The sequence below is a fragment of the Hyalangium minutum genome (assembly GCF_000737315.1).
Classification (GTDB): Bacteria; Myxococcota; Myxococcia; order Myxococcales; family Myxococcaceae; genus Hyalangium; species Hyalangium minutum.
Window position 1 is genome coordinate 346,299 of record NZ_JMCB01000004.1, and the last position, 20,771, is coordinate 367,069.

22 protein-coding genes are annotated in these 20,771 nt (G+C 68.2%); 14 read left to right on the forward strand and 8 right to left on the reverse strand.

Annotation, left to right across the window (positions count from 1 at the left end):
* Positions 1-5: 5 nt before the first annotated feature.
* From moaA to DB31_RS12805, 5 genes are all read right to left on the reverse strand, one after another.
* The gene (gene moaA / locus DB31_RS12780; RefSeq protein ID WP_044186843.1) at positions 6-1,031 is read right to left on the reverse strand and encodes a GTP 3',8-cyclase MoaA; all 1,026 of its coding nucleotides are present in this window, start codon (positions 1,029-1,031) and stop codon (positions 6-8) included.
* 66 nt (positions 1,032-1,097) lie between these two features.
* Complete coding sequence (locus DB31_RS44745) at positions 1,098-1,910, reverse strand: ribonuclease E inhibitor RraB (RefSeq protein ID WP_157231951.1); 813 nt, start codon at positions 1,908-1,910, stop codon at positions 1,098-1,100.
* A gap of 545 nt (positions 1,911-2,455) precedes the next feature.
* Positions 2,456-3,673, reverse strand: coding sequence for an HD domain-containing phosphohydrolase (locus DB31_RS12795; RefSeq protein WP_044186847.1), 1,218 nt, complete (start codon positions 3,671-3,673; stop codon positions 2,456-2,458).
* Between the two features lie 107 nt (positions 3,674-3,780).
* Positions 3,781-4,899, reverse strand: a complete 1,119-nt coding sequence (thiO, locus tag DB31_RS12800) for a glycine oxidase ThiO (RefSeq protein WP_044186849.1) — start codon at positions 4,897-4,899, stop codon at positions 3,781-3,783.
* 89 nt (positions 4,900-4,988) lie between these two features.
* The gene (locus DB31_RS12805; protein WP_044186850.1) at positions 4,989-6,392 is read right to left on the reverse strand and encodes a serine/threonine protein kinase; all 1,404 of its coding nucleotides are present in this window, start codon (positions 6,390-6,392) and stop codon (positions 4,989-4,991) included.
* Positions 6,393-6,791: 399 nt separating this feature from the next.
* Here DB31_RS12805 and hisG point away from each other — a divergent pair, with 399 nt between their 5' ends.
* The 11 genes from hisG to DB31_RS12860 all read left to right on the forward strand — a co-directional run bounded on the left by hisG (position 6,792) and on the right by DB31_RS12860 (position 15,418).
* On the forward strand, positions 6,792-7,649 hold the full coding sequence (hisG, locus tag DB31_RS12810) for an ATP phosphoribosyltransferase (RefSeq protein ID WP_044186851.1): 858 nt from the start codon (positions 6,792-6,794) through the stop codon (positions 7,647-7,649).
* The gene (gene hisD, locus DB31_RS12815; protein WP_044186853.1) at positions 7,646-8,947 is read left to right on the forward strand and encodes a histidinol dehydrogenase; all 1,302 of its coding nucleotides are present in this window, start codon (positions 7,646-7,648) and stop codon (positions 8,945-8,947) included. Before hisG ends, hisD begins: the two co-directional genes overlap by 4 nt.
* Positions 8,944-9,981: a pyridoxal phosphate-dependent aminotransferase gene (locus tag DB31_RS12820; RefSeq protein WP_044186857.1), complete on the forward strand. Its 1,038-nt coding sequence runs from the start codon at positions 8,944-8,946 to the stop codon at positions 9,979-9,981. The genes hisD and DB31_RS12820 overlap by 4 nt, the downstream gene beginning before the upstream one ends.
* Positions 9,978-10,571, forward strand: coding sequence for an imidazole glycerol phosphate synthase subunit HisH (hisH, locus tag DB31_RS12825; protein WP_044186859.1), 594 nt, complete (start codon positions 9,978-9,980; stop codon positions 10,569-10,571). The genes DB31_RS12820 and hisH overlap by 4 nt, the downstream gene beginning before the upstream one ends.
* Positions 10,568-11,281, forward strand: coding sequence for a 1-(5-phosphoribosyl)-5-[(5-phosphoribosylamino)methylideneamino]imidazole-4-carboxamide isomerase (locus DB31_RS12830; RefSeq protein ID WP_044186864.1), 714 nt, complete (start codon positions 10,568-10,570; stop codon positions 11,279-11,281). The genes hisH and DB31_RS12830 overlap by 4 nt, the downstream gene beginning before the upstream one ends.
* A complete protein-coding gene (locus tag DB31_RS12835) occupies positions 11,278-11,814 on the forward strand; it encodes an imidazoleglycerol-phosphate dehydratase (protein ID WP_044186866.1) in 537 nt (178 codons plus the stop codon). The genes DB31_RS12830 and DB31_RS12835 overlap by 4 nt, the downstream gene beginning before the upstream one ends.
* Positions 11,814-12,575 (forward strand): imidazole glycerol phosphate synthase subunit HisF, encoded by a 762-nt coding sequence (hisF, locus tag DB31_RS12840; RefSeq protein ID WP_044186869.1) that lies wholly within the window; start codon positions 11,814-11,816, stop codon positions 12,573-12,575. Before DB31_RS12835 ends, hisF begins: the two co-directional genes overlap by 1 nt.
* Complete coding sequence (gene hisN / locus DB31_RS12845; RefSeq protein WP_044186871.1) at positions 12,572-13,354, forward strand: histidinol-phosphatase; 783 nt, start codon at positions 12,572-12,574, stop codon at positions 13,352-13,354. The genes hisF and hisN overlap by 4 nt, the downstream gene beginning before the upstream one ends.
* Positions 13,354-13,968, forward strand: a complete 615-nt coding sequence (hisIE, locus tag DB31_RS12850) for a bifunctional phosphoribosyl-AMP cyclohydrolase/phosphoribosyl-ATP diphosphatase HisIE (RefSeq protein ID WP_205628500.1) — start codon at positions 13,354-13,356, stop codon at positions 13,966-13,968. The genes hisN and hisIE overlap by 1 nt, the downstream gene beginning before the upstream one ends.
* A gap of 251 nt (positions 13,969-14,219) precedes the next feature.
* On the forward strand, positions 14,220-14,726 hold the full coding sequence (locus DB31_RS12855) for a MarR family winged helix-turn-helix transcriptional regulator (protein WP_044186877.1): 507 nt from the start codon (positions 14,220-14,222) through the stop codon (positions 14,724-14,726).
* Between the two features lie 134 nt (positions 14,727-14,860).
* Complete coding sequence (locus tag DB31_RS12860; protein WP_044186880.1) at positions 14,861-15,418, forward strand: hypothetical protein; 558 nt, start codon at positions 14,861-14,863, stop codon at positions 15,416-15,418.
* Positions 15,419-15,475: 57 nt separating this feature from the next.
* Here DB31_RS12860 and DB31_RS12865 read toward each other — a convergent pair whose 3' ends face one another.
* The gene (locus DB31_RS12865; RefSeq protein ID WP_044187258.1) at positions 15,476-16,033 is read right to left on the reverse strand and encodes an NUDIX domain-containing protein; all 558 of its coding nucleotides are present in this window, start codon (positions 16,031-16,033) and stop codon (positions 15,476-15,478) included.
* Positions 16,034-16,066: 33 nt separating this feature from the next.
* Here DB31_RS12865 and DB31_RS12870 point away from each other — a divergent pair, with 33 nt between their 5' ends.
* The 3 genes from DB31_RS12870 (at position 16,067) to DB31_RS12880 (ending at position 18,510) form a co-directional block, all read left to right on the forward strand.
* Positions 16,067-17,236: a cytochrome P450 gene (locus DB31_RS12870; RefSeq protein ID WP_083968201.1), complete on the forward strand. Its 1,170-nt coding sequence runs from the start codon at positions 16,067-16,069 to the stop codon at positions 17,234-17,236.
* Positions 17,237-17,313: 77 nt separating this feature from the next.
* Complete coding sequence (locus tag DB31_RS12875; RefSeq protein ID WP_044186885.1) at positions 17,314-17,748, forward strand: hypothetical protein; 435 nt, start codon at positions 17,314-17,316, stop codon at positions 17,746-17,748.
* Positions 17,749-17,862: 114 nt separating this feature from the next.
* A complete protein-coding gene (locus tag DB31_RS12880) occupies positions 17,863-18,510 on the forward strand; it encodes a hypothetical protein (protein WP_044186886.1) in 648 nt (215 codons plus the stop codon).
* 24 nt (positions 18,511-18,534) lie between these two features.
* On the opposite strand, the gene DB31_RS12885 is transcribed toward DB31_RS12880, so the two are convergent.
* Positions 18,535-19,452 carry a TPR end-of-group domain-containing protein gene (locus DB31_RS12885; RefSeq protein WP_044186893.1) on the reverse strand — a complete coding sequence of 306 codons (918 nt, stop codon included), beginning with the start codon at positions 19,450-19,452 and terminating at the stop codon, positions 18,535-18,537.
* Between the two features lie 722 nt (positions 19,453-20,174).
* Positions 20,175-20,699, reverse strand: coding sequence for an FtsX-like permease family protein (locus tag DB31_RS12890; RefSeq protein WP_044186895.1), 525 nt, complete (start codon positions 20,697-20,699; stop codon positions 20,175-20,177).
* Positions 20,700-20,771 lie beyond the last annotated feature (72 nt).

The following is a 20,771-nucleotide window of genomic DNA, read 5'->3' on the forward strand; positions in this document are numbered from 1 at the left end:
GGGCCTCAGCCGCCGATGCCCATCATGGGCAGCAGGGTGGACGCGCTACCGGCCTCTGTGAACCGGTGGCCGTCCGGCTTCTCTCCCAGGGCACGGCGGACGGCCAAGGCCAGCTCCGCATCCGAGGCGCCGCCGCGGATGAGCTGGTGCAGCGGCGCCTGGGCGCGCCCGCCGAGGCAGCTGCGCAGGTCTCCATTGGAGGCCACGCGCACGCGGTTGCATCCGCCGCAGAAGTTCTGGGTGAGCGGAGAGATGAAGCCCACGCGGCCCGTGGGCGAGCGCCAGTAGCGCGCCGGGCCCGAGGTGATGCTGGCGGCGGCGCTGAGGGTGTCCTCTGGCTCGGTGGCAAGCGGCACGCCCGCGGCCTGGATCTGCTCGACGAGCTCCGCGCTCGGCACGGGCGTGCCCTGGCCGAAGGGCATCAGCTCGATGAAGCGCGGGGTGATGCCGCGCTCGTGGGCGTAGCGGACGAGGGCCGGGGCTTCGCTGTCGTTGACGCCGCGCATGACGACGACGTTGAGCTTGAGCGAGTCGTAGCCTGCCCGAGCGGCGGCATCGATACCGCGCAGCGTGGCGGCGAAGTCTCCCTGCTTGGAGATGCGGCGGAAGGTCTCCTCGGAGAGCGTGTCCAAGCTCATGTTGAGCTGGCTGACGCCGGCCTCGCGCAGGGGAGCGGCGAGGCGCTCGAGGTGGCTGGCGTTGGTGGTGATGGCCACGCGCTGCACACCGGGAGTGGTGGAGATGCGCTGGGCTATCTCCAGGATGTCCGGGCGGATGAGCGGCTCACCGCCCGTGAGCCGCACGCGCTGGATGCCCATGCTCGCGAAGACGGAGACGATGCGGGCGAACTCGGCGGGGGAGAGCAGGTCCTTCTTGCCGCCCCAGGAAGCGGGCGAGCAGTACGTGCACCGGAAGTTGCAGCGGTCGGTGATGCTCAGCCGCAGGTACGTCATCCGCCGCCCCTGCGCGTCCAAGAGAGGTGGAGCGAGTGGGTCTCGCAGGGGCACGGCGGCTGTCGGCAGAGGCGTCATCGGAGGGGGGAAGGGCGGAAGTGCGGGGGACTATGGTCCTGATAACGCGGGGATGCACGCGTTGCTTCACTCTGGAAGTGAGGTTTCGAACCCATCGTACTCACCTGCGTGCTCCGCGGCGAGATGCTCCAATTCCTCACGGATGGAAATAGCCTCCCCGCCGCCTGGGCTTAGGAGGTGTTCGACGAGGACCAGCCAGTTCTTTTCGTCCGCCCCCTGGCGGCTCTCCACGGTGAACCCGCGCCGGCGCAGCTCGGCCGCCACGCTCCTGCCCACGGTGGCCTGCGGGAAGTAGAGATAGTGGCGCATGCGCGGCGATTGACCCTGGGTGGCCGCGTGCGGAGTGTGGAGTCCAGCCGGTCCAAGGCGCTTCGCGTGCTCGTGCTCTGGATGCCACTGCTCGGAGAGACGCTGCACCAGGAACTCGTGGTTCCACATCTCCGCGAGCGACAGGCGCTTCTCCTCGGGGGTAAGCGCTCTGTTCAAGAGGGTTTCCCGCGTGCCCTCCTCCAGCCACCACTTCGTCACCGTGCCTTCCCGTGTGATGAAGCCAGGCCTCAGAATGGCGCGTGGCGCCTCGAGGCCTGCAGGAATCGGGTAATGGGCTACCACCTCGGCAAGCCCGTGCCGAACCGCGTGGCTGACCAGGTAGAAGGCGAAGTAGCCCTCATGGGTGGACAGGGCCTCCAACTTCTCTGGAGCAGGCCTCTCTGGGAAGAGGCCTGGAAGGACGCGAACCGTATCCATGTAAGAGGGATGCTTGGAGGCGTACTGCAGATAGGCCAGTCCGGCCGGGGTGCGCACCTCGACGATATCGCCGAAGCGCACCTGCTTCCGCGCGGGGGACTTCTTAGTCCGCTTGGTAGTCGATGGACTCAAGCAGTTTCTTCCCCCGACGTAAGAGGTCGGCGTACCGCGGATTGGACCGAGCGATGCTGTTGATCCGGTTCAGCAGTGTGCCTCCGTTCTTCTGAAGGCCATAAAGCTCAATGAGGACCTGCTCGACCGCTCGGGCATCCTCTCGGGAGAGCCCCTTCATCGTCCGCTCGCGCCGGCTCCGAGCTCAAGGGAACAGCGGAGACGTCCTCTTCGGTACCTACGGAGACGAGCCCCAGACGTCCCCTGACTCCTGCATACGCGCCGCTTCGAGAGGGGGTCCACCACAGGCGCCTTGCCTCTGAGAGAGGGTGAGGAGAGGTTCGTACCTCGGGGGCCCACGTGCTGAGGGCAGCCTTGAGGTCCGCGGCGTCTACCTCGATGGCGGTGCGGTCACCCTCTGAAAGGTGAACGATGCTCGGCTGCGGCTCCGTCTCCACTTGCAGCACCTGTGAGGAGGTGCTGCAGGCGGCCAGAAATGCGAGCAAAAGCGCGGCGGGGAAACGGCGCTTCATGCGGAGGCCTCTCCCAAAAACTGGAGAGGCTGCTCAGGCGACCTTGTTACCAGAGAAGGGCGGGGTGGGCGTCGGGGTGGACGGCGAGGGCGCTGGCGTCAGCTCCAGGTCGTCCTCCTCGCTGAGCCGCTCGAGCTCCGCCTCGGCCTCCTGGGCCTGTGCCTCGACCTCGGGAGGCTTGAGCTTGCGCTCGGCCATCTCCAGCTTGATGCGGACCAGGCCTTCCTCGCCAATGTCCAGGAACGCCCGTACCACCTCGGGATCGAACTGCGTGTTGGCGCAGCGCTTGATCTCCTGGATGGCGTTGGCGAACGTCGTTCCCTTGCGGTACGGCCGGTCGCTCGTCATCGCGTCCAGCGTGTCCGCCACCGCGAAGATGCGCGCGCCGATGTGGATCTCGTTCTTCTGCAGGTTGCGCGGGTAGCCCGCGCCATCCCACCGCTCCTGGTGCGACAGCACGATCTGCGCCGGCGTGTCCAGGAAGGGGATGCTCCGGATCATCTGGAAGCCGATGTCCGGGTGCTTGCGCATCTCCAGCCACTCGTCCGGCGTCAGCTTGCCCGGCTTGAGCAACACCGCGTCCGGCACGCCGATCTTCCCGATGTCATGCAGCAGCGCGCCGCGGCCGATCTCCTCCATCTCCTTGCCGGCAATGCCCATCCGCGTCGCGATGGCCGAGGTGTAGCTCACCACGCGCTGCGAGTGGTCCGACGTCTCATGCTCACGCGCGTCCAGCGCGGCCACCAGCGCCAGCAGCGTGTTCTGGTACGTGTTGGCGATGTCGCGCAGCGCGGTGTGCAGCTCCGCGGTGCGGACGCGCACCTTGTGCTCCAGCTTCTTCTGGTAGCGCTTGCGCGCCAGCTCGATGCGGCGCTTGGCCAGCGCACGCTCGATGGCGCGGATGAGATCCGTCAGCTTGGGTGGCTTGAGCAGATAGTCCACCGCGCCTCGGCGCAGACAGTCCACGGCGGACTCGGTGTCGCCGTAGCCCGTGAGCATGATGACCGAGGTGTCCGGGTGGCGCTCGCGCAGATTCTCGAGCAGCCAGAGACCGTCCCGGCCCGGCATCTTCATGTCACTGATGACCAGGGGCGTCTCTGCTTCGGTGGCCAGATCGAGCGCCATCTCGGCGCCGCTGGCGACCACGCAGTTGTAGCCCTCCTCCGTGAGGAGGACGGAGATGACATCGCGGACGGAGTCATCGTCGTCCACGATCAGGATGCGAGGAGGGGCAGGGGGAATGGCTTCCACGGGAGGGATTCTAGAGGTTTCCGGGTTTCGATCGCCAATAGGTACGAGAACTTACCACCTTCCCTGCCTTCCTGGTTACCCCCCGATACAGGGTGCAGCAGGTTGCTTCACATGGGGGCCCTAACACTGAACCGGTCATACCGGAAGTGCGAGAGATCAAGGGAAGGACGTTCTCCCAGCAGACACTGCGTCAAGAGTTTCGCGGTGATGGGAGCCAGGAGGATGCCGTTGCGAAAGTGGCCGGTGGCCAGGAAGAGGCCAGGCAAGGGGCCGGGCCCCAGGATGGGGAGCTTATCCTCCGTGTAAGGGCGGAAGCCGGCCCAGGTGCTGGTGACGGAGGCGGTGGCCAGGGCGGGGCACAGCTCCTGGGCCATGGCGAGGATGCGAGCGAGGCCCTCGGCGGTGACCTGCTTGTCGAAGCCGGCGAACTCCATGGTGCTGCCAGCGATGAGGCGCCCGTCCGTGCGAGGGACGAGATAGCCCTTCTCGGAGGTGAGGATGTGCGTGGTGACGGGGAGCCGCGTCTGCAGCTCGATCATCTGTCCTCGGGCAGGGCGGACGACGTGAGGATCCAGTGCGGTGCCGTGGACGAGCCCCGACCAGGAGCCTGCGGCGACGATGACGGCGCCGGCAGAGAGGAGATCGCCATCAAGATCAACGCCGGCGGCGCGCCCGTTCTGCTCGATGACACCGCGCACGTAGCCGCTGCGGAAGGTGGCGCCGACGCGGGCCGCAGCCATCGAGAGGGCACGGACGAGGAGCCGGTTGTCGACCTGGTGATCGTCGGGGAAGTGCGCGGCGGCGAGAGCGTGGGGGGAGAGCTTGGGCTCGAACTCGCGGGCCTGCTTTCCATCGAGCAGGTCCGCGCGCAGGCCGAGCGCCTTCTGCCAGGCGACGGTGGCCTCCAGGTGGTGGATCTCCGCTTCATTGAAGCCGGCCTTGAGGACGCCGCAGGGGAGATAGGCGATGTCCACGCCGGTGAGCTCGCGCAGCTCGGCGGCGAGGGCGCCGTAGAGCGCGCGGCTGCGGAGGCAGAGCTCGAGGAATGGGCCAGGGCCGTCGGACTCCATCTGAGGAGCGAGAATGCCGGCGGCGGCGCTGGAAGCTTCAGCGCCGGGGATGGAGCGCTCCAGCACGGTGACCTTCATGCCGGCCTGGCGCAGGCGCAGGGCGATGCCGCAGCCCATAACACCGCCGCCCACGATGATGACGTCCGGAAGACTCATGGGCGGGTTTCTGCGGCTTCACTGGCGTGTTTTCAAGCGCTCCTTCGCGGATGGCCCTTAGCAACTACTCCTAGAGCGCAACGCCCCTACTACCGCTCTCCAGTGTTCGAGGGACGTGGCGGAGCCCCGACGGGCACGTAGCACCGCTTTCTCCACTCATAGGCGAACGCGCCGCAGGGCGGGGACGCATTCCCCAAGACGTACCAACAAGCCCCGTTGATCTCGATCTGAGGCCCTTGGCACGGAGGATGGCGCTGGCCGGGCAGAGGCTCCGAGGGCAACGGCGCGGTGATGCCGTTGTGGGGCCTGTACTCCAAGGTGACCAGCGGCTGCGCGAGGGCTGCCTCTCCCAAGTTTGAGGGGAACGCTTCCTGTGCTGGTGCCTCGGCCGCCTGCGCGTACTCCGCCGGGGCCGCGGGCGGTTCGTGGGGGCGCATGGCCAACAGGCCCGCGCCGCCAGCGCCAATCAACGCCCACATGGTCATGTTCTTGAGCTTCTTTCGCCACGGCAGGTCATCCAGCGAGTCCACGATCATCGTCGCCGGCCCCGTGGGCCTCAGGGGCATCTTCGCGATGATGGGCTGGTCCGCCTCCGGGCCTTCGTTGATCGATGCCAGAGACATCCCCGTGGCCACCTCCGCCACGGTGCCGCGCTCCTCGGGTTCGACGATGAGCATCTGCCGGATCCAGCGCGCCAGCTCCGGGCTCAGCTGAACCAGTGCATCCGCGGGCACGATCTCCGGGAAGTGGGAGAAGTAATCCTCGATGTCGTCATCCGTTCCGACGTCCTCGGCGATGAGCGGGTAGCGTCCCGTCGCCAGGCGATACGCCGTGACGCCCAAGGCATACAAGTCATCCGAGGGCGTCGACTCGTAGCGGGCACCCGTGTGGCGGCGGTGCCTCCACTGGTGAAGCTGCGACTGTGGGCTCTGGTACTCCGGCGTGCCCGGATGCTCGACCTGGCGGGTGAGCATGGGCGCCCCGCGATAGGTGCAGGACCCGAAGCCCACCAGCACCGTGCGCCCGTCCTCGGGACGCACCAGGAGGTGGTCTCCCTTGATGTCGCGGTGAAGCCCACCCGCGGCGTGGACCGCCTGGATGGCGCTCGCGGCCTGGGCCAACACGCGCAGCAGCTCCCGAGGACGGCGGGTCTGGAGGCGAGCCCACGAATACAGGGGCAGCCCCTCCACGAAGTCCATGACGAAGAAGGGGTACTCCGCGCCACTCGGGCTGCTCCACCGGCCGGAGTCATGCAGGCGGGGCACGTTCGAGTGGACCGTGCGCGAGAGCAGCTCAATCTCCAGGGCGAAGCAAGGATCATTCGGCCGCAGCGCGAGCTTGAGGGCGAACGGTCCAGTTTCCGGTTGCACGCTGTGCTCTACGCGGAAGACCACGCCCTGCGCTCCCTGGGCAATGAGCCCCAGGAGACGCCAGGGACCGACGAGCGAGCCAGGACGAAGGGAAGCGGGATGGACAGCATGAGAAATCTCCAAGGCGGTACCTCCGAGGCGGGATAGAACCTGGTAGGTAGGATCACCTCATCTGACCGGGCAGGTCAAGACTTCTCCATCCAACCCTGTGGGTCAATGAGTTGTGCGAGGAGTCGCCCCCGAGGAAGGGAGAGCCCCCCAGCCGAGGGTTTTGGCCCGGAGGTTGACGAGCTTGGGGACTTTCCGTTACTCATAGTCCCGTGCGTCTTGCTTCCGTGCATCACCATCATGCGCATCATCGGCTCGGCCCTGACGGGACCGCTCGCCGCGCGCATGCCTGGATGACTGCCTGACACGCACCTTCCTCCCGGCCCTGCCGCAGTGACCGAAAGCCCGTCCCCCCCCGGACGGGCTTTTTTCATTTCCGCGCCCACCTTTCACTCACTCCACTGGAACTCGCCCATGCTGAAGATCGCCCTTCCCAACAAAGGCCGCCTCTCCGAGGAGGTCCGTGAGCTGTTCAACGATGCAGGTCTCGAGGTCCGCGCCCGAGGCGAGCGAGCGCTCACTGCCTCCCTCGGCGGCGAGTTCGAGGCCATCTTCGTCCGGGCCCAGGACATCCCCGAGTTCGTCGCCGATGGCGCTGCTCAGGCGGGCGTTACGGGCTGGGATCTCGTCAACGAGGCCGGCCGCGAGCTGGACCTGCTGATGGACCTGGAGTTCGGCAAGTGCCGGCTCGTGGTGGCGGCCCGCGAGGAGAGCGGAATCACTTCCGCGGACGGGGTGAAGGATGGGATGCGCGTGGCCTCCTGCTTCCCCCGCCTCACCCAGGACTACTTCGCCAAGCGGGGCCAGCAGGTCACCGTGGTCCCCGTGTCCGGCGCCGCTGAGATTGCCCCTCACCTGGGCATCGCCGACATCGTCGTGGACCTGACTTCCACTGGCTCCACGCTCAAGATGAACGGCCTGCGCGAGGTGGCCACGGTCCTGGAGTCCAGCGCCCGGCTCGTGGCCTGCAAGCGCAATGACGCGGAGGCCTCGCAGAAGCTCGAGGAGCTGAAGCAGGCGCTGGGCTCGGTGCTGGCGGCCCGAGGCAAGCGCTACCTGATGACCAACGTGCCTCGGAAGGTGCTCCCCCAGGTGCGCGAGGTGCTCCCAGGCCTCAATGGTCCCACCGTGGTGGACATCATGAATGGCGGCGACTTCGTGGCCGTGCACGCCGTCGTCTCCGCCAAGACGATCTACCGCACCATCAACGCCCTCAAGGCCATGGGCTGTGAGGGCATCCTCGTCACTCGCATCGAGAGGTTGATGCCGTGAGCACTCGGACCCTCAAGTATCGCGGCCCCCTGGCCGCTCTGTCCGCCGAGGACAAGCGCCGCCTCTTGGATCGCTCGGGAGAGTCGGACGCCCAGGTTGCTACCCGCGTCCGGGACATCATCGCCCGGGTCCGCAAGGACGGGGACCGCGCGCTGCTCGACATGGCGCGCGAGCTCGACCGTGCCAACCTCACCTCCGTCGAGGTGCCTCGGGCCCGCTGGGAGGCCGCGCTTGCCTCGCTGGACCCGAAAGTGCGCCGCGCCCTGGAGCGCGCCGCCCGCAACATCGCCAAGGCCCACGAAGCACAGAAGCCCCACGCCATCGAGGTGGAGACCGAGCCCGGCATTGTGGTCGGCCGCCGTCCCGATCCGCTCGGGCGCGTGGGTGTGTATGCACCTGGCGGCCGGGCCGTGTATCCCAGCAGTGTGTTGATGGGCGTGGTGCCCGCGAAGGTGGCCGGGGTAGGGGAGGTCATCGTCTGCTCGCCTCCTGGGCCCGATGGGCTGCCCGCGGCCGGAGTGCTCGCAGCGGCCGCCCTGGCAGGCGCGGATCGCGTCTTCGCCCTCGGTGGTGCCGGAGCGGTTGCCGCCATGGCCTACGGAACCCAGAGCGTGCCGCGCGTGGATCGCATCGTCGGTCCCGGCAATGCCTATGTCGCCGCTGCCAAGCTCCAGGTGGTGGACGCGGTGGCCATCGACGCTCCGGCGGGGCCGAGTGAGATCCTCGTCGTCGCGGACCGCTCGGTGGACCCCGAGGCCGTGGCGCGAGAGATGCTGGCGCAGGCCGAGCACGATCCGGATGCCTGCTGTGTCACCCTGGCCGTGAGCGTGACGGTCGCCGAGACCATCGCCGCTGCGGTGGAGCGGGCCGCCGCCAAGGCCCAGCGACGGGAGATCGTCACCACCGCGCTGCGAGAGCGCGGCGCCGTGCTGAGCGTGGACTCCCTGGAGGAGGCCTGGCCCTTCGTCTCCGAGTTCGCCCCCGAGCACCTGCTCATCGCCACGGCGATGCCTCGGGAGCACCTGGAGCGCGTCCGCAACTGCGGCACCGTCTTCCTCGGCGAGCGCGCCTCCGTCGCCTTCGGGGACTACATGACGGGCGCCAACCATGTGCTGCCCACGGCGGGCCTGGGGCACGCGTACTCGGGGCTGTCGGTGCTCGACTTCTACCGCTGGACCACCTACCAGCACGTGGACCACGCTGCGGCGGCCCAGCTCGCGGAGGATGTGGGCGTGCTCGCCGACAGCGAGGGGCTCTTCGCCCACGCAGAGGCCGCTCGTGCCTGGAGGAAGCCATGACTCCCCGCAGAGCTTCCTATGAGGGCATCTCGCTCTACTCGCCGCCCGCTGTGCCCTGCCGCGTCGACCTGAGCGACAACACCAACCTCTTCGGTATGCCTCCGGCCGCCGAGCAGGCCCTGCGTGACTTCACGCCCTCGCTCATCACGCGCTACCCCGTCAGCTACGCCCCCGAGCTCAAGAAGGCCCTCTCCGCCTACAGCGGCTTCGAGGCCTCCTGGCTCACCACGGGCTGCGGCTCGGACGATCTGATCGACTGCGCCTTGCGCGCCTTCCTGGAGCCCGGCGAGCGCATCGCCGTCCCTGAGCCGTCCTTCTCGATGATGTCCTACTTCGCGAAGGTGAATGGCCTCCAGTACACCCCCGTGCCGCTCCGGTCTGACTTCGAGATCGATGTGGACGGGCTGCTCGCCACGGGGGCACGGCTCATCTACGTGTGCTCGCCGAACAACCCCACGGGAACGGTGGTCTCTCGCGCCGTGCTCGAGCGGCTGGTGGATGCGGCCCCGGGCATCGTCCTCCTCGACGAGGCCTATACGGAGTTCGCCAGCGCGAGCCACGTGGATCTGGCGCGCTCGCGGCCCAACGTGATCGTGACACGGACGCTCTCCAAGGCCTTCGGCCTCGCGGGCATGCGCGTGGGTTATGCCATCGGCCGCCCCGAGCTCGTGGCCGAGATTGAGAAGGCGCGCGGTCCGTACAAGCACTCCGGCCTCGCCGAGCGCATGGCCATTGCCGCGCTCACCGAGGGCGTCTCCTGGGTGAAGGCCCGCGCCGAGGACGCAAAGGAGATCCGCAAGCGGCTGGTCGCGGAGCTGAAGGCGCAGGGGCTGGAGCCGCTGCCTTCGGAGGCCAACTTCGTGCTCGTCCCGCTGCCGGGGGCTCCCCAGGTGGCGGCGCGGATGCGCGAGCGGGACGTGAACGTGAGGGCCTTCCAAGGGCTGGCCGGAGTCGGGGATGCGCTCCGGATCGGCTGTGGACCCTGGCCCCTGATGGAGGCGGCGCTCCAGGCGCTGCGGGAGGCACGGCGGTGAGAGTCACTCTGTTCGACTATGGCGCGGGCAACATCCACTCGCTGGCCAAGGCGCTCGCCACGGCCTCCGGCGCTGACGTTCGCGTGCAGACGGATCCCGTCAAGGCACTCGACACGGACGTGCTCGTGCTGCCCGGTGTGGGCGCATTCGGCGCCGCCGCCGCCCGCATGGAGCCTGGACGTGAGCAGATGCGCCAAGCCCTGGAGCAGGGTCTGCCGTGCCTTGGTATCTGCCTGGGCATGCAGCTCCTCTTCGAGTCCAGTGAGGAAGGCGAAGGCCGAGGGCTGGGCCTCTTCAAAGGCCGCGTCACCCGGCTGCGCGCGAAGCATGTGCCCCACATCGGCTGGAACTCCGTGGAGGAGGACTCCGCGCTGAAGGGGGCGAAGCTCGACACCGTCTACTACGCGCACAGCTTCGCCTGCCGCGCCGAGGAGCCTGAGGCGGTGGTGGGCTGGACCTCCCACGAGGAGGATCGCTTCCCGGCCTCGGTGCGGCGAGGCAAGGTGCTCGGGGTGCAGTTCCATCCCGAGAAGAGCTCCGCCGCCGGGGTGAAGTTCGTCCAGGCGTTCCTCCGGGAGGTGGCGCCGTGATTGCCATCCCCGCCATCGATCTCCGAGAGGGCGCGTGCGTGCAGCTCGTGGGCGGCTCGTATGACGCCGAGCGCGTTCGCGTGAACGATCCGCTCGACGCGCTGAAGAAGTGGCGTGCCCTCGGCTTCAAGACCTTCCATGTGGTGGACCTGGACGCGGCGCTCGGCAAGGGCGCCAACCCGGACGCCATCGCCCGGCTGCTGGGCCACGAGCCCGGTCTCACCTTCACGGTGGGCGGCGGCGTGCGCGACACGGCCAAGATCGAGACCGTGCTCGCCACCGGCGCCTCCTTTGTCGTGGTCGGCACCCGGGCCATCGAGGACACGCCCTGGCTCTCCGAGATGGCCCACCGTTTCCCGGGCCGCATCGTGGTGGCCGCGGACGTGAAGGGCCGTGAGGTGGTGACGCGCGGCTGGACCGCCGGGAGCGCTCGGGATGTCGCCGACGTGCTCACGGCCCTGAATCCCCTCGACTTGGGTGGACTGCTCGTCACCGCTGTCCACAAGGAGGGGCAGATGGGGGGTGTGGACCTGCCGCTCATGCAGGAGGTGGTGCGCGGCACCCGGCACCGCGTCTATGCCTCGGGTGGAGTGACGACCCTGGAGGATCTTCGGGCCCTGGCGGACGCTGGGGCCTATGGCGCCGTCATCGGCATGGCGCTCTACACTGGCAAGCTCGACGCGGCCGCGGTCGCACGGGAGTTCGCATGACTGTCGTGACTCGAGAGACGAAGGAGACCCAGATCCGCGTGGAGCTGACGCGCGGTCAGGGTGTGGCCAAGGTCGACACCAGCCTGAAGTTCTTCGACCACATGCTCGGCACCTTCGCCAAGTACGCAGGGCTGGACATGAACCTTCACGCACGTGGGGACCTGCGGCACCACATCATGGAGGACGTGGCCATCGCCGTGGGCACCGCCGTCTACCAGATCATCCCGCCCACCGCCGCCCGCTACGGCGAGCGCACCATCCCCATGGATGACGCGCTGGTGCACGCGGCCATCGACACCTGCGGCCGCTTCTACTACCGCGGCCCGCTGCGCAATAAGCTCTACGACCACTGGATGCGCTCCTTTTGCGAGCACGCGAAGGTGACGCTCCACGTCCGAGTCCTCCGAGGCCGCGACAGCCACCACCTCACCGAGGCCGCCTTCAAGGCCGTGGGCCTGGCGCTGCGCGATGCGCTGGTGGACTCCGGCACAGTCTTCAGCACCAAGGGCTCCGTGGCCCTGGAGGTGAAGTGATGCTCACCCGACGGCTGATCGTCTGCCTGGACATGAAAGGCGGCCGGGTCGTGAAGGGCGTCCAGTTCGAGGGACTGCGAGACGTGGGCGATCCCGTGGAGCTGGCCCTGCGCTACGAGGCCGAGGGCGCCGACGAGATCACCTTCCTCGACATCTCCGCCAGCCACGAGGAGCGCGAGACGCTCTGGGAGGTGGTCCACCGCACCGCCGAGCGTCTCTTCATCCCCCTCACCGTGGGCGGCGGCGTGCGCACCGCGGACGACGTGGGCCGGGCGCTCCGGGCCGGTGCGGACAAGGTGAGCATGAACTCCGCTGCGGTGGCCCACCCCGAGCTGCTCACCGCCTGCGCGGAGCGCTTCGGCGCCCAGTGCGTGGTGGCCAGCATCGACGCCCGGCGCGAGGGTAACGGCTGGCGCGTCTACACCCGCGGCGGCCGGACGCCCACGGACCTGGACGCGGTGGCCTGGGCCCGCGAGTGTGTGAAACGCGGCGCGGGCGAGGTTCTCCTCACCAGCATCGATCGCGACGGGGCCCGTTCGGGGTATGACCTGGACCTGACGCGGGCCGTCGCCGAGGCGGTGGACGTACCGGTCATCGCCTCGGGTGGGGCGGGGAACGCGGAGCATGTCCGGGCCGCGCTCACGGAGGGGAAGGCGGACGCGGCGCTGGTGGCGGGCATCCTCCATGACGGCCTCACCACCGTCGGGGCGATCAAGACGCTGCTCCAAGGGAGCGGCTTGAGAATCAGGAGCGTCGCATGACGACGGAAGCGCAGGGATTGATGCAGGCCGCCGCCGAGGTGGCTCGGAAGTCCGGCAACGTGGCGCTCGAGTTCTTCCGCAAGGGCGTCACCGTAGACATCAAGGGAGACGGTACCCCCGTCACGGTGGCGGACCGCACCTCCGAGCAGACCGCGCGCGAGTGGATCGAGGCGCGCTTCCCCCAGGACGGCATCCTCGGCGAGGAGTTCGGCGAGACGCGGCCCGGTGCCAAGCGCCGGTGGATCCTGGATCCCATCGACGGCACCAAGACGTTCATCCGCGGCGTGCCGCTGTGGGGCACGCTGGTGGCGGTGGCCGAGGGCGAGCGCATCCTCGCGGGCGCCGCCTACTTCCCGGCCGTGAGCGAGCTGCTGGTGGCCTCTCCGGGACAGGGCTGCTACTGGAACGACAAGCTCACGAAGGTCTCCATCGTGTCGCAGCTCTCGCAGGCGGTAGTGCTCTCCACGGACGAGCGCTTCATCCAGTCCCCCGAGAAGGGGAACGCCTGGCGGGCGCTCGCGGCGAAGGCCTCCATGGATCGCACCTGGGGTGACTGCTACGGCTACCTCCTGGTGGCCACGGGCCGCGCCGAGGTGATGGTGGATGAGTTCCTCTCCCCTTGGGACGCAGCGGCGCTCCAGCCCATCATCGACGAGGCGGGTGGGGTGTTCACCGACTGGACGGGGGCGCCCACCTCGTTCGGTGGCAATGGCATCGCGACGAACGGCGCACTCGGGGCGCAGGTGCGCGAGCTGCTCGGTGCGACGAAGAGGACGTGATGCTGGATCTCTCCAAGCTGGACTTCACCAAAGGCAATGGGCTCGTCACCGTGGTGACGCAGGACGCGCGCTCGGGCGATCTGCTCATGGTGGCGCACGCGGATCGCGAGGCGCTCGAGCGCACGCTGGCTACCGGCGAGATGCACTACCGCTCGCGCACGCGCGGCCTCTGGCACAAGGGCGCCACCAGCGGCAATGTGCAGCGCGTGGTGTCCCTCTCGGCGGACTGTGATGGTGACGCGGTGCTCGCGCGCGTGGAGAAGGCCGGCCCCGCGTGCCACACCGGCCAGGAGACGTGCTTCGGTCCCGGGAAGCTGGACGCGCTGGCCGCCCTGGATGCGACGATCACCGAGCGCGCCTCCCAGGCCCCACAGCCCGGCGAGAAGCCCAGCTACACCCGGCGCCTCCTGGACGACCGGAACCTGCGTCTCAAGAAGATCGGCGAGGAGGCTGCGGAGCTTGTCACCGCCTGCGCGGACGGCGACAAGGTCCGCGCCGTGGAGGAGGCTGCGGACGTGCTCTACCATCTGCTCGTTGCGGTCCGGCCCCTCGGCATCACCCTGGACGACGTGAAGCAGACCTTGGCTCAGCGCGCAGCGAAACCCGCCAGGTGAATGAGGTTCTTGGGCCACACACCCACCGGTGCCGTGCCCCGCTGGCGTCTGATTCCGCGGGGTTGAGTGCCGGTGCATTTCCTGCAGTCCGCGCCCGGCATGAGGGGGCCGGGTCCTGGAGCAGCTCCAGGCCCAGGGCTACCGCTTTGTCACCGTCTCCGAGCTCCTGGCGCTCAAGCCGGCCGATATGTCCTCCGCCGCCGGACGTTGAGGCAATAGCGGGCCGTAAACCCGTGTAGGAGGTCTCCACGATGTCCGAGCTGTCGGAAGAGGTGCGCGTCCAAGTGGCCCGTTTGCGTCATCTTCTGATCGACGTAGGCCGCCAGGGCATCTTCTCCAGTCCGCTCGCAGCGCCTGCTGAAGGCGATATGGAGCCACTCCACTTCGAGTCGCTCTGGTGGCTGCGCGCCGAGGGCTTCCTGACGATCAACACGCTGGCGGAGCGGCTCGGGGGGGTCGCCATGCCGCGCATGTCTCGCATGATCGATCGTCTGGAGGAGGCCGGCTGGGTCCAGCGGGTGAAGATCGTCCGCGAGGATCGCCGGCATGTGAGTGTGCGGCTGACGGACTCGGGACGAGCCCAGGCCGAGCAGGTCGATGCGCTCGTTCAGGCGCGCATGGCCCGGCTGCTGCTGCCGCTGGCGGGAGAGGATCGCAGCGCGCTCATGGATCTCCTCGAACGTTGGGTGGAAGCAGTCGGCCGAGCGACCCAACAGGTTGACTCGGAGTCCCTCGCCCTGTCAGCCTCTGACGGTTAGTCGTCGCAGCACGGGTCTTGGGTCCTCAGGGTCCCGAAGCTCTACGGCCCCGCCACCGGGGCGGGTGGACCTTGGAGCGCTCGCTCCGGTGGCGTGGGCCGTTTTTCCGGATGGGCTCTTATACAATCGAACCCATGCCCGCTCGCAGGCCAGGCCTCGTCCGAGCCACCCTCGTCCTCGTGTTTCTGGGAGCGACGCTGGGATCCGCGCTCGATGCCATCCACTCGCACTTCGGGGCCGTGAGCTACACGACCCCTGTCTTCGCCAAGGCCGCCTGGTGGGTCCCACTGCTCTTTGCTGGAGCGTATGGGACGGCCATCGGGCGGCCGCTGATCGCACCCCACGAACCGCTCCTGCCAGGGTGGAAGGTGGTCCTGGGGATGGCGCTCTTCATCGGGGCCTACTGGCTCACCGTGGCCCCGGTGAGTTGGCCCGTGCGCTGTGTCCTCTTGAGCGCCATCTTCGTGGGGGGCTGGGCGATCTGTGACCGGAGACCGCTCGGGTGGCTCATCGCGGCGCTGGCCGCGTTCTTCGGACCGGTGGTGGAGATCACGCTGCTGCGCGCGGGTGTCTTCGTCCACCACGAGGCGCACGTCCTCGCGATCCCCTACTGGCTCCCGTTGATCTACGCCTGCGCGTCGGTGGGGCTCGGCGCCCTGGCTCGATGGCTCACGGCGCCTCGGGCCGCTTGAGTCGCTTCGGGGGTGCCAGGCGGGTCCATTCCGGACAAGGCGTGAGATAGGACGGCGTCAGGTGGAGGTGAAGCGGTGGGGGCCCGTGAGGCCCTGCGCGTCGAACCACTTGCGAGCCGCCTGGATGTGGAGCGGGAAGGCGAAGACCTCCTCCAGACCTGCTGGCCCGAAGACGAGGCCTCGCTCCTCCGTCTCGTGGCTCGGCGTGAACGCGGGGATCGTGGAGCGTTCGAGCGTGGACGCTACCGAGAACAGCAGCACCCGGTTGGGCACGGGCTCGGTGCTCGTGAACCACAGGGGCTGGAGCTTCGACGCGTCCACCTTCACACCCGTTTCTTCGAGGATCTCTCGTGCGCCGCCCACCTGCCAGCTCTCGTGCTCCTCCAGGAAGCCGCCCGCCAGCGCCAGCTTGCCCTTGCCCGGCATGATGCCGCGCCTCACCACGAGCAGCCCCACGCCTTGCTCCGCACGCACCGGCACGAGCACCACCGACACCGGGATGGGGTTGGCCCAGACTGTGGCCTTGCACGCGGAGTTGATGCAGGTGCGGGGGTAGGCGAGCGGCTCCGGGAACGCGGAGCCACAGGATGAGCAGAAGCGGTCCTTGGTCGGCATGGTACCGGCCATGATAGGCGGTGTGGCTGCGGAATGCCTACCTCGATACCCCTCCTCTTCGATGGCCGCGCGTGGGCCGATGGGCGTGCAATGGCGTTGCTGGAGCAGTTGCGACGCTCTGGCTCTGTCGTCCACATTCCGGATGACGCGGCGTGGGCGGTGCTCGGGCACGCCGAGGCGGTGGAGGTGCTGACCCATCCCGAGACGTACTCGTCGGCGTGGGGCACGGGCGTTCGATCGAAGCACGATGGAGCGCCTTCTCCGGAGCTCCTCTCGCTGAACCTGTCGGATCCGCCGCTCCACACCGCACTCCGCCGTGCTGTCGCGCAGGTGTTCACTCCGGCCCGGCTCTCTCAGCTCACAGAGGGTCTCACGCAGCGCGTGCGCGAGGCGCTGAGCTCGCTCCAAGAGCGGGGCGGGGACTTCGTCACGGAGGTGGCCCAACCGGTGGCGCTCGGCACTTTCGGGGAGTGGCTGTCACTGGAGGGCAGGGAGCTTCAGGAACTGGGCCACCTCAGCCGGAGGCTGGCTCGCGCAGAGGATTTGCACCCGGGCGAGCACGCTCAGGCCTACGAGGAGTGGCGCTCGGCGGATGAAGCGGTCCAGGCCGTTCTTCGTGAGGGCTTGCGTCAGGGACGCTCGGGGATTTTCTGGGAACTGGCTCGCGAGGTCCGTCTCAACGGTGCACCGCTGGAAGAGCGTGACGCCCTCTACCTGCTGCGCCTCATCGTGCAGACCGGGCACGAGACGACCGCCCATGCGCTCAGCGGCGCGTTGCATGCGCTGCTCACCCAGGCGGTGGAGTTCGAGGGACTCGATACACTCACGGCCACCGAGGAACTGCTGCGGTGGACCACCCCGATCATCCGCTTCGGCCGGCGCGTCACGCACCCAGCCTCGCTCGGCGGTGTGGCGCTGGCGCCCGGCACGCGCGTCATCGTCTTCTTCTCCGCCGTGAACCGGGACCCCGCCGTTTTCCCAGAGCCGGACCGGCTCGTGTTCGGACGCCGGCCCAATCCTCACCTGGCCTTTGGCGCAGGACCCCACACCTGTATGGGTGCGGTGCTGGCGCGGATGCAGCTGCGAGCCCTCGTCGAGGCGCTGCGTGAAGGGCCTCGGCTGCGCCTGGTGGGGGAGCCTCGGCGGCTGATCTCCGCGGTCACCTCGGGCTTCGCGTCATTGCCAGTGACGGGGCGGGAGTGAGCCTTTCCGGGCGAGTGCTTGGCCCCTTTCTGACTTCGTCCTATAGAAAACCCATCCAGCTTCCAGGGAGCCCGCCCATGACCGAGCCCAAGTCCCCGCCGCAGCGCAACTGGGAGAACGTGCGCGCCAAGCTCCTGGACGATCCCGACACCCAGCGCATTGCCCGCTCCCTGGACATGAAGCTGGAGGACTACGTGGATCTGGTGATCCACTACGCCCAGAACCCGGACGAGGAGCCCCAGCTCCTGGTGGCGGAGGATGAGGATCTCCGCGCGGCCGGCTACAACCCTCCCGCCCCCGAGCAGGTCGCCGAGTTCTTCCTGGCCGGTGCCCGAGGCGAGCTGGGCCTGGGCGAGCCCGCGTCCTACAAGACCGGGTACGAGCCCACGCCGGAGCGCTCCGGCAAGCCCTCGCTCCGGGGAGACGAGAACCAGGAGCCTGTGGCCACCAACGAGGAGGCGCGCGCGGCCCTGCTCAAAGACATCCCCAAGGGCGGCCCCGACCGCGTGTAGGTGATACGCAACAGAAACTCACACTCAGAGATAATTCCCCTGTAGGCCCCACACTGTGGGGACATTCCAAAAATTCTCTCGGAGTGAAACCGGGAGCAGCGCAGGGGTTTAACTATGGGAGTTGGAGGCGCGAGCGGATCCAGTGGTGGCAGCCGGGGTGCGAGTGGTGCGAGTGGTGCGAGTCGGGGGGCCAGCGGCACCAGCGGCACCAGCGCGAGCAAGAGCACCAGCGCGAGCAAGAGCACCAGCGCGAGCAAGAGCACCAGCGCGGCCAGCGCGGTGGGCAAGGCGGCCACTGGCATCGGCAGTGCCGTGAGCGGGATTGGCAAGGCCATTGGCAACGCGGTGAGCGGCATCGGCAAGGCCGTGGGCAGCGCCGCTCGCGGGTTGAGCTCGGCCGCGGGCAAGGTCTCCAGCGCCCTGGGCCGCGTCTCTGGCCTCGTGCAGAAGGGGCTCAGCGCCCTGACGTCGCCCATCAAGGGACTGGTGGGCAAGGCGCTCGACAAGATGCCCTTCGGCATCGGCCAGCTGGCCAAGCCGTTCGCCAACAAGTTCCTCGATCACGCGCTGTCCATGGTGGCCGGCGGGCCGCTGGGCGGTGTGGCCTCGATGTTTGGCGCGGCCTCCAGCGTGGGCAAGCTGGCGGACATGGTGGACACCGTGCGCAAGAGCGCGGACATCGTGGGGGATGTGGCTGAGGGCAAGTTCAATGCCCAGCAGCTGGCCGCGTTCGCTCAGTCCAAGCTGATGAAGGGGCTGTAAGCCCCTCCAGGGTCCCTCCGAGTCCTACAAGGACTGAGGGATCTCGGCGAGCGGCGGGAAGCCCCATCGCTCGCGCTCCGCATCCTTCACGCTCGGATCCACGGGGTACAGGCGCATCTGCTTCGTGGCCTTGTCGAGCGTGTACTGGGTGCCGAAGCGCTGGGGCTGCTCGGCCTTCATTAGCCAGCGGTCCCATGCCGCTGCGGTCAGCCAGAGCCCCATGGGGTGGCCCTTGCGTGCGGCCTCGGCCGCCAGCTCGCGCGCTTTGGCGAAGTCCTCGAGGGTGTCTCCATGCTGGAAGACGAGCGCCGCGGCCAGGAAGTCCGCGCCCGTCTTCGCCGCTCCTGCGGCCAGCAGCTCGGTGACCCGCTGACGGCGCTGACGATCCCGCTCGGAGACCTTCTTCCAGTCGTCGGGGCCCAAGCCGTTGCCGCGGCGGTCCTGCTGATCGTCCTCCCCAATCTGGATCAGCTCGGGGTTGGAGCCTTCATTCTTCACGGGGACAGGGAGCGTGGGGATGCGAGCCAGCAGCGCGGCAAAGGCCGGCTCGCCGTGGATCGAGGAGAGATCCGTGTCCTGCTTCATCCACGCCACATCGCGGAAGCCGAGCTCCACGGAGCGCTCCAGCCAGGTCATCGCCTCGCTCTTGCGCCCGATCAAGGCCGAGGCGCACGCGGCGCTGTAGGCGACGTTCTCCCGCTTATCCCCCGCGTCCCAGGCCTGCTGGTACAGCGCGAGTGCCTGCTCATGCGCTTTCTCTTCCATCAGCTTGTCGGCGCGGCGGATCAACTGGGTTCCCGGCGGAGGCGCGGCGGGCGGCTCCATGAAGGGGAGCGAGGGCCCCGAGGCATTCGCCGTCGTGGACGAGGAAGTGGAGGGAGTGGCCGGTGCCGTCGCGCAGGCCATCGTCAGGAACAGGAGGCAGGAGAACAGTTGGCGCATGGCTGCGCCTTATACTGGTGCTTCCCGCCTCGCGTCTTGATCACTCGAAGCAGTGACAGGCGTCGTCGTCTGCTTCGCGGTCGCCGCGCTGATTGCGCGGAACGAGTTCCTGAGCGTGGGCCCCCGGATGGAGACCGAGGCCACGCTGCTGGGGTGCTGCAGGTGGAAGCCGCTCAGTGAGCGACATCTCCGCTCAGCCCGTGTGAACGTCACACATGGAGACTGTGGCTCGGCTCCACGGCTGTGGCGGCGCTCCCCGTTGCCAGATTGTCCCTCTGCGGCGCGGCGCATCCCACGAATGACACGGAGTCTCCCGTTCGTGAAAACGCATCCGTGTCTCGCGCGCGGCAACGGCGTGGAAGTGCATGACTTTCCTCGGGGCCTCTTTCGCGCCTCCTGCCGCTCGGGGCTTCACGGTGCTGGCTCGCGCCTTGCTCTGTGAGGGGGAGCGTGCACGACGCACGCTCTCAGGAGGCCGTCATGTTCCGCTCGCAGACCCAGAACGACACCAACCCCTTCATCGTCATGTGCTCCGTGCTCGCATTCCACTGCATCGGCTGCGTGTTCCTGCTCATCGACTCCATCCGTCCATGAGCGGGGCCCAGTGCGCAGAAAAGACAACGCGCCGGGGTGAGCGTGAGAGCACCCCGGCGCGTCGGGACTTTGGAGGGGAAACCTCCTCCGCCCTGGGAGAATGTCCCAGAAACGCCGCAGACTTTTTTCTATTCCTGGCGCAGCGCTTCGGTGGGATCAGCTTGTGTTGCCCGGCGCGCGGGCAGCCATGCTGCGAACAGTGCCACTCCGGTCAGAAACACCGGGACCATCAAGAAGGAGAGGGGATCTGTCGCGCTGACGCCGTAGATCAAACTCTCCAGTAACCGTGAACCCGCCCAGGCCACGCCCAGCCCCAGCCCGATCCCCTCGAGCGCGGGCGTCAGCTCCTGGTGAAGCGTGAGACGCAGCACGTCACTGGGCTGAGCCCCCAGCGCCATGCGGATGCCGATCTCCCGCGTGCGCTGCGCGGCCACCTGCGACAGCACGCCGTAGATGCCCAGCGCCGCCAGCAGCAGCGCTATCCCCGCGAAGCCTCCCAGCAGGACCATGTGCACGCGCGGCTTCGCCACCGCGTGATCTCCCCATAGGACCACCAGCCGCTCGGGCTCAGGGAGGGGCAGGGGGCGCAGCACCTTGCACGCGGTGGGCATGGCCAGGAACAAGGCCGCGACGACCCAGTAACGAGATGCCATCAGACGCCCTCCAGATCGGGGAGGGTTCAAGTGAGTCGACGCCCACTCCTCACAGGGGAAGTGTCCGTTTCT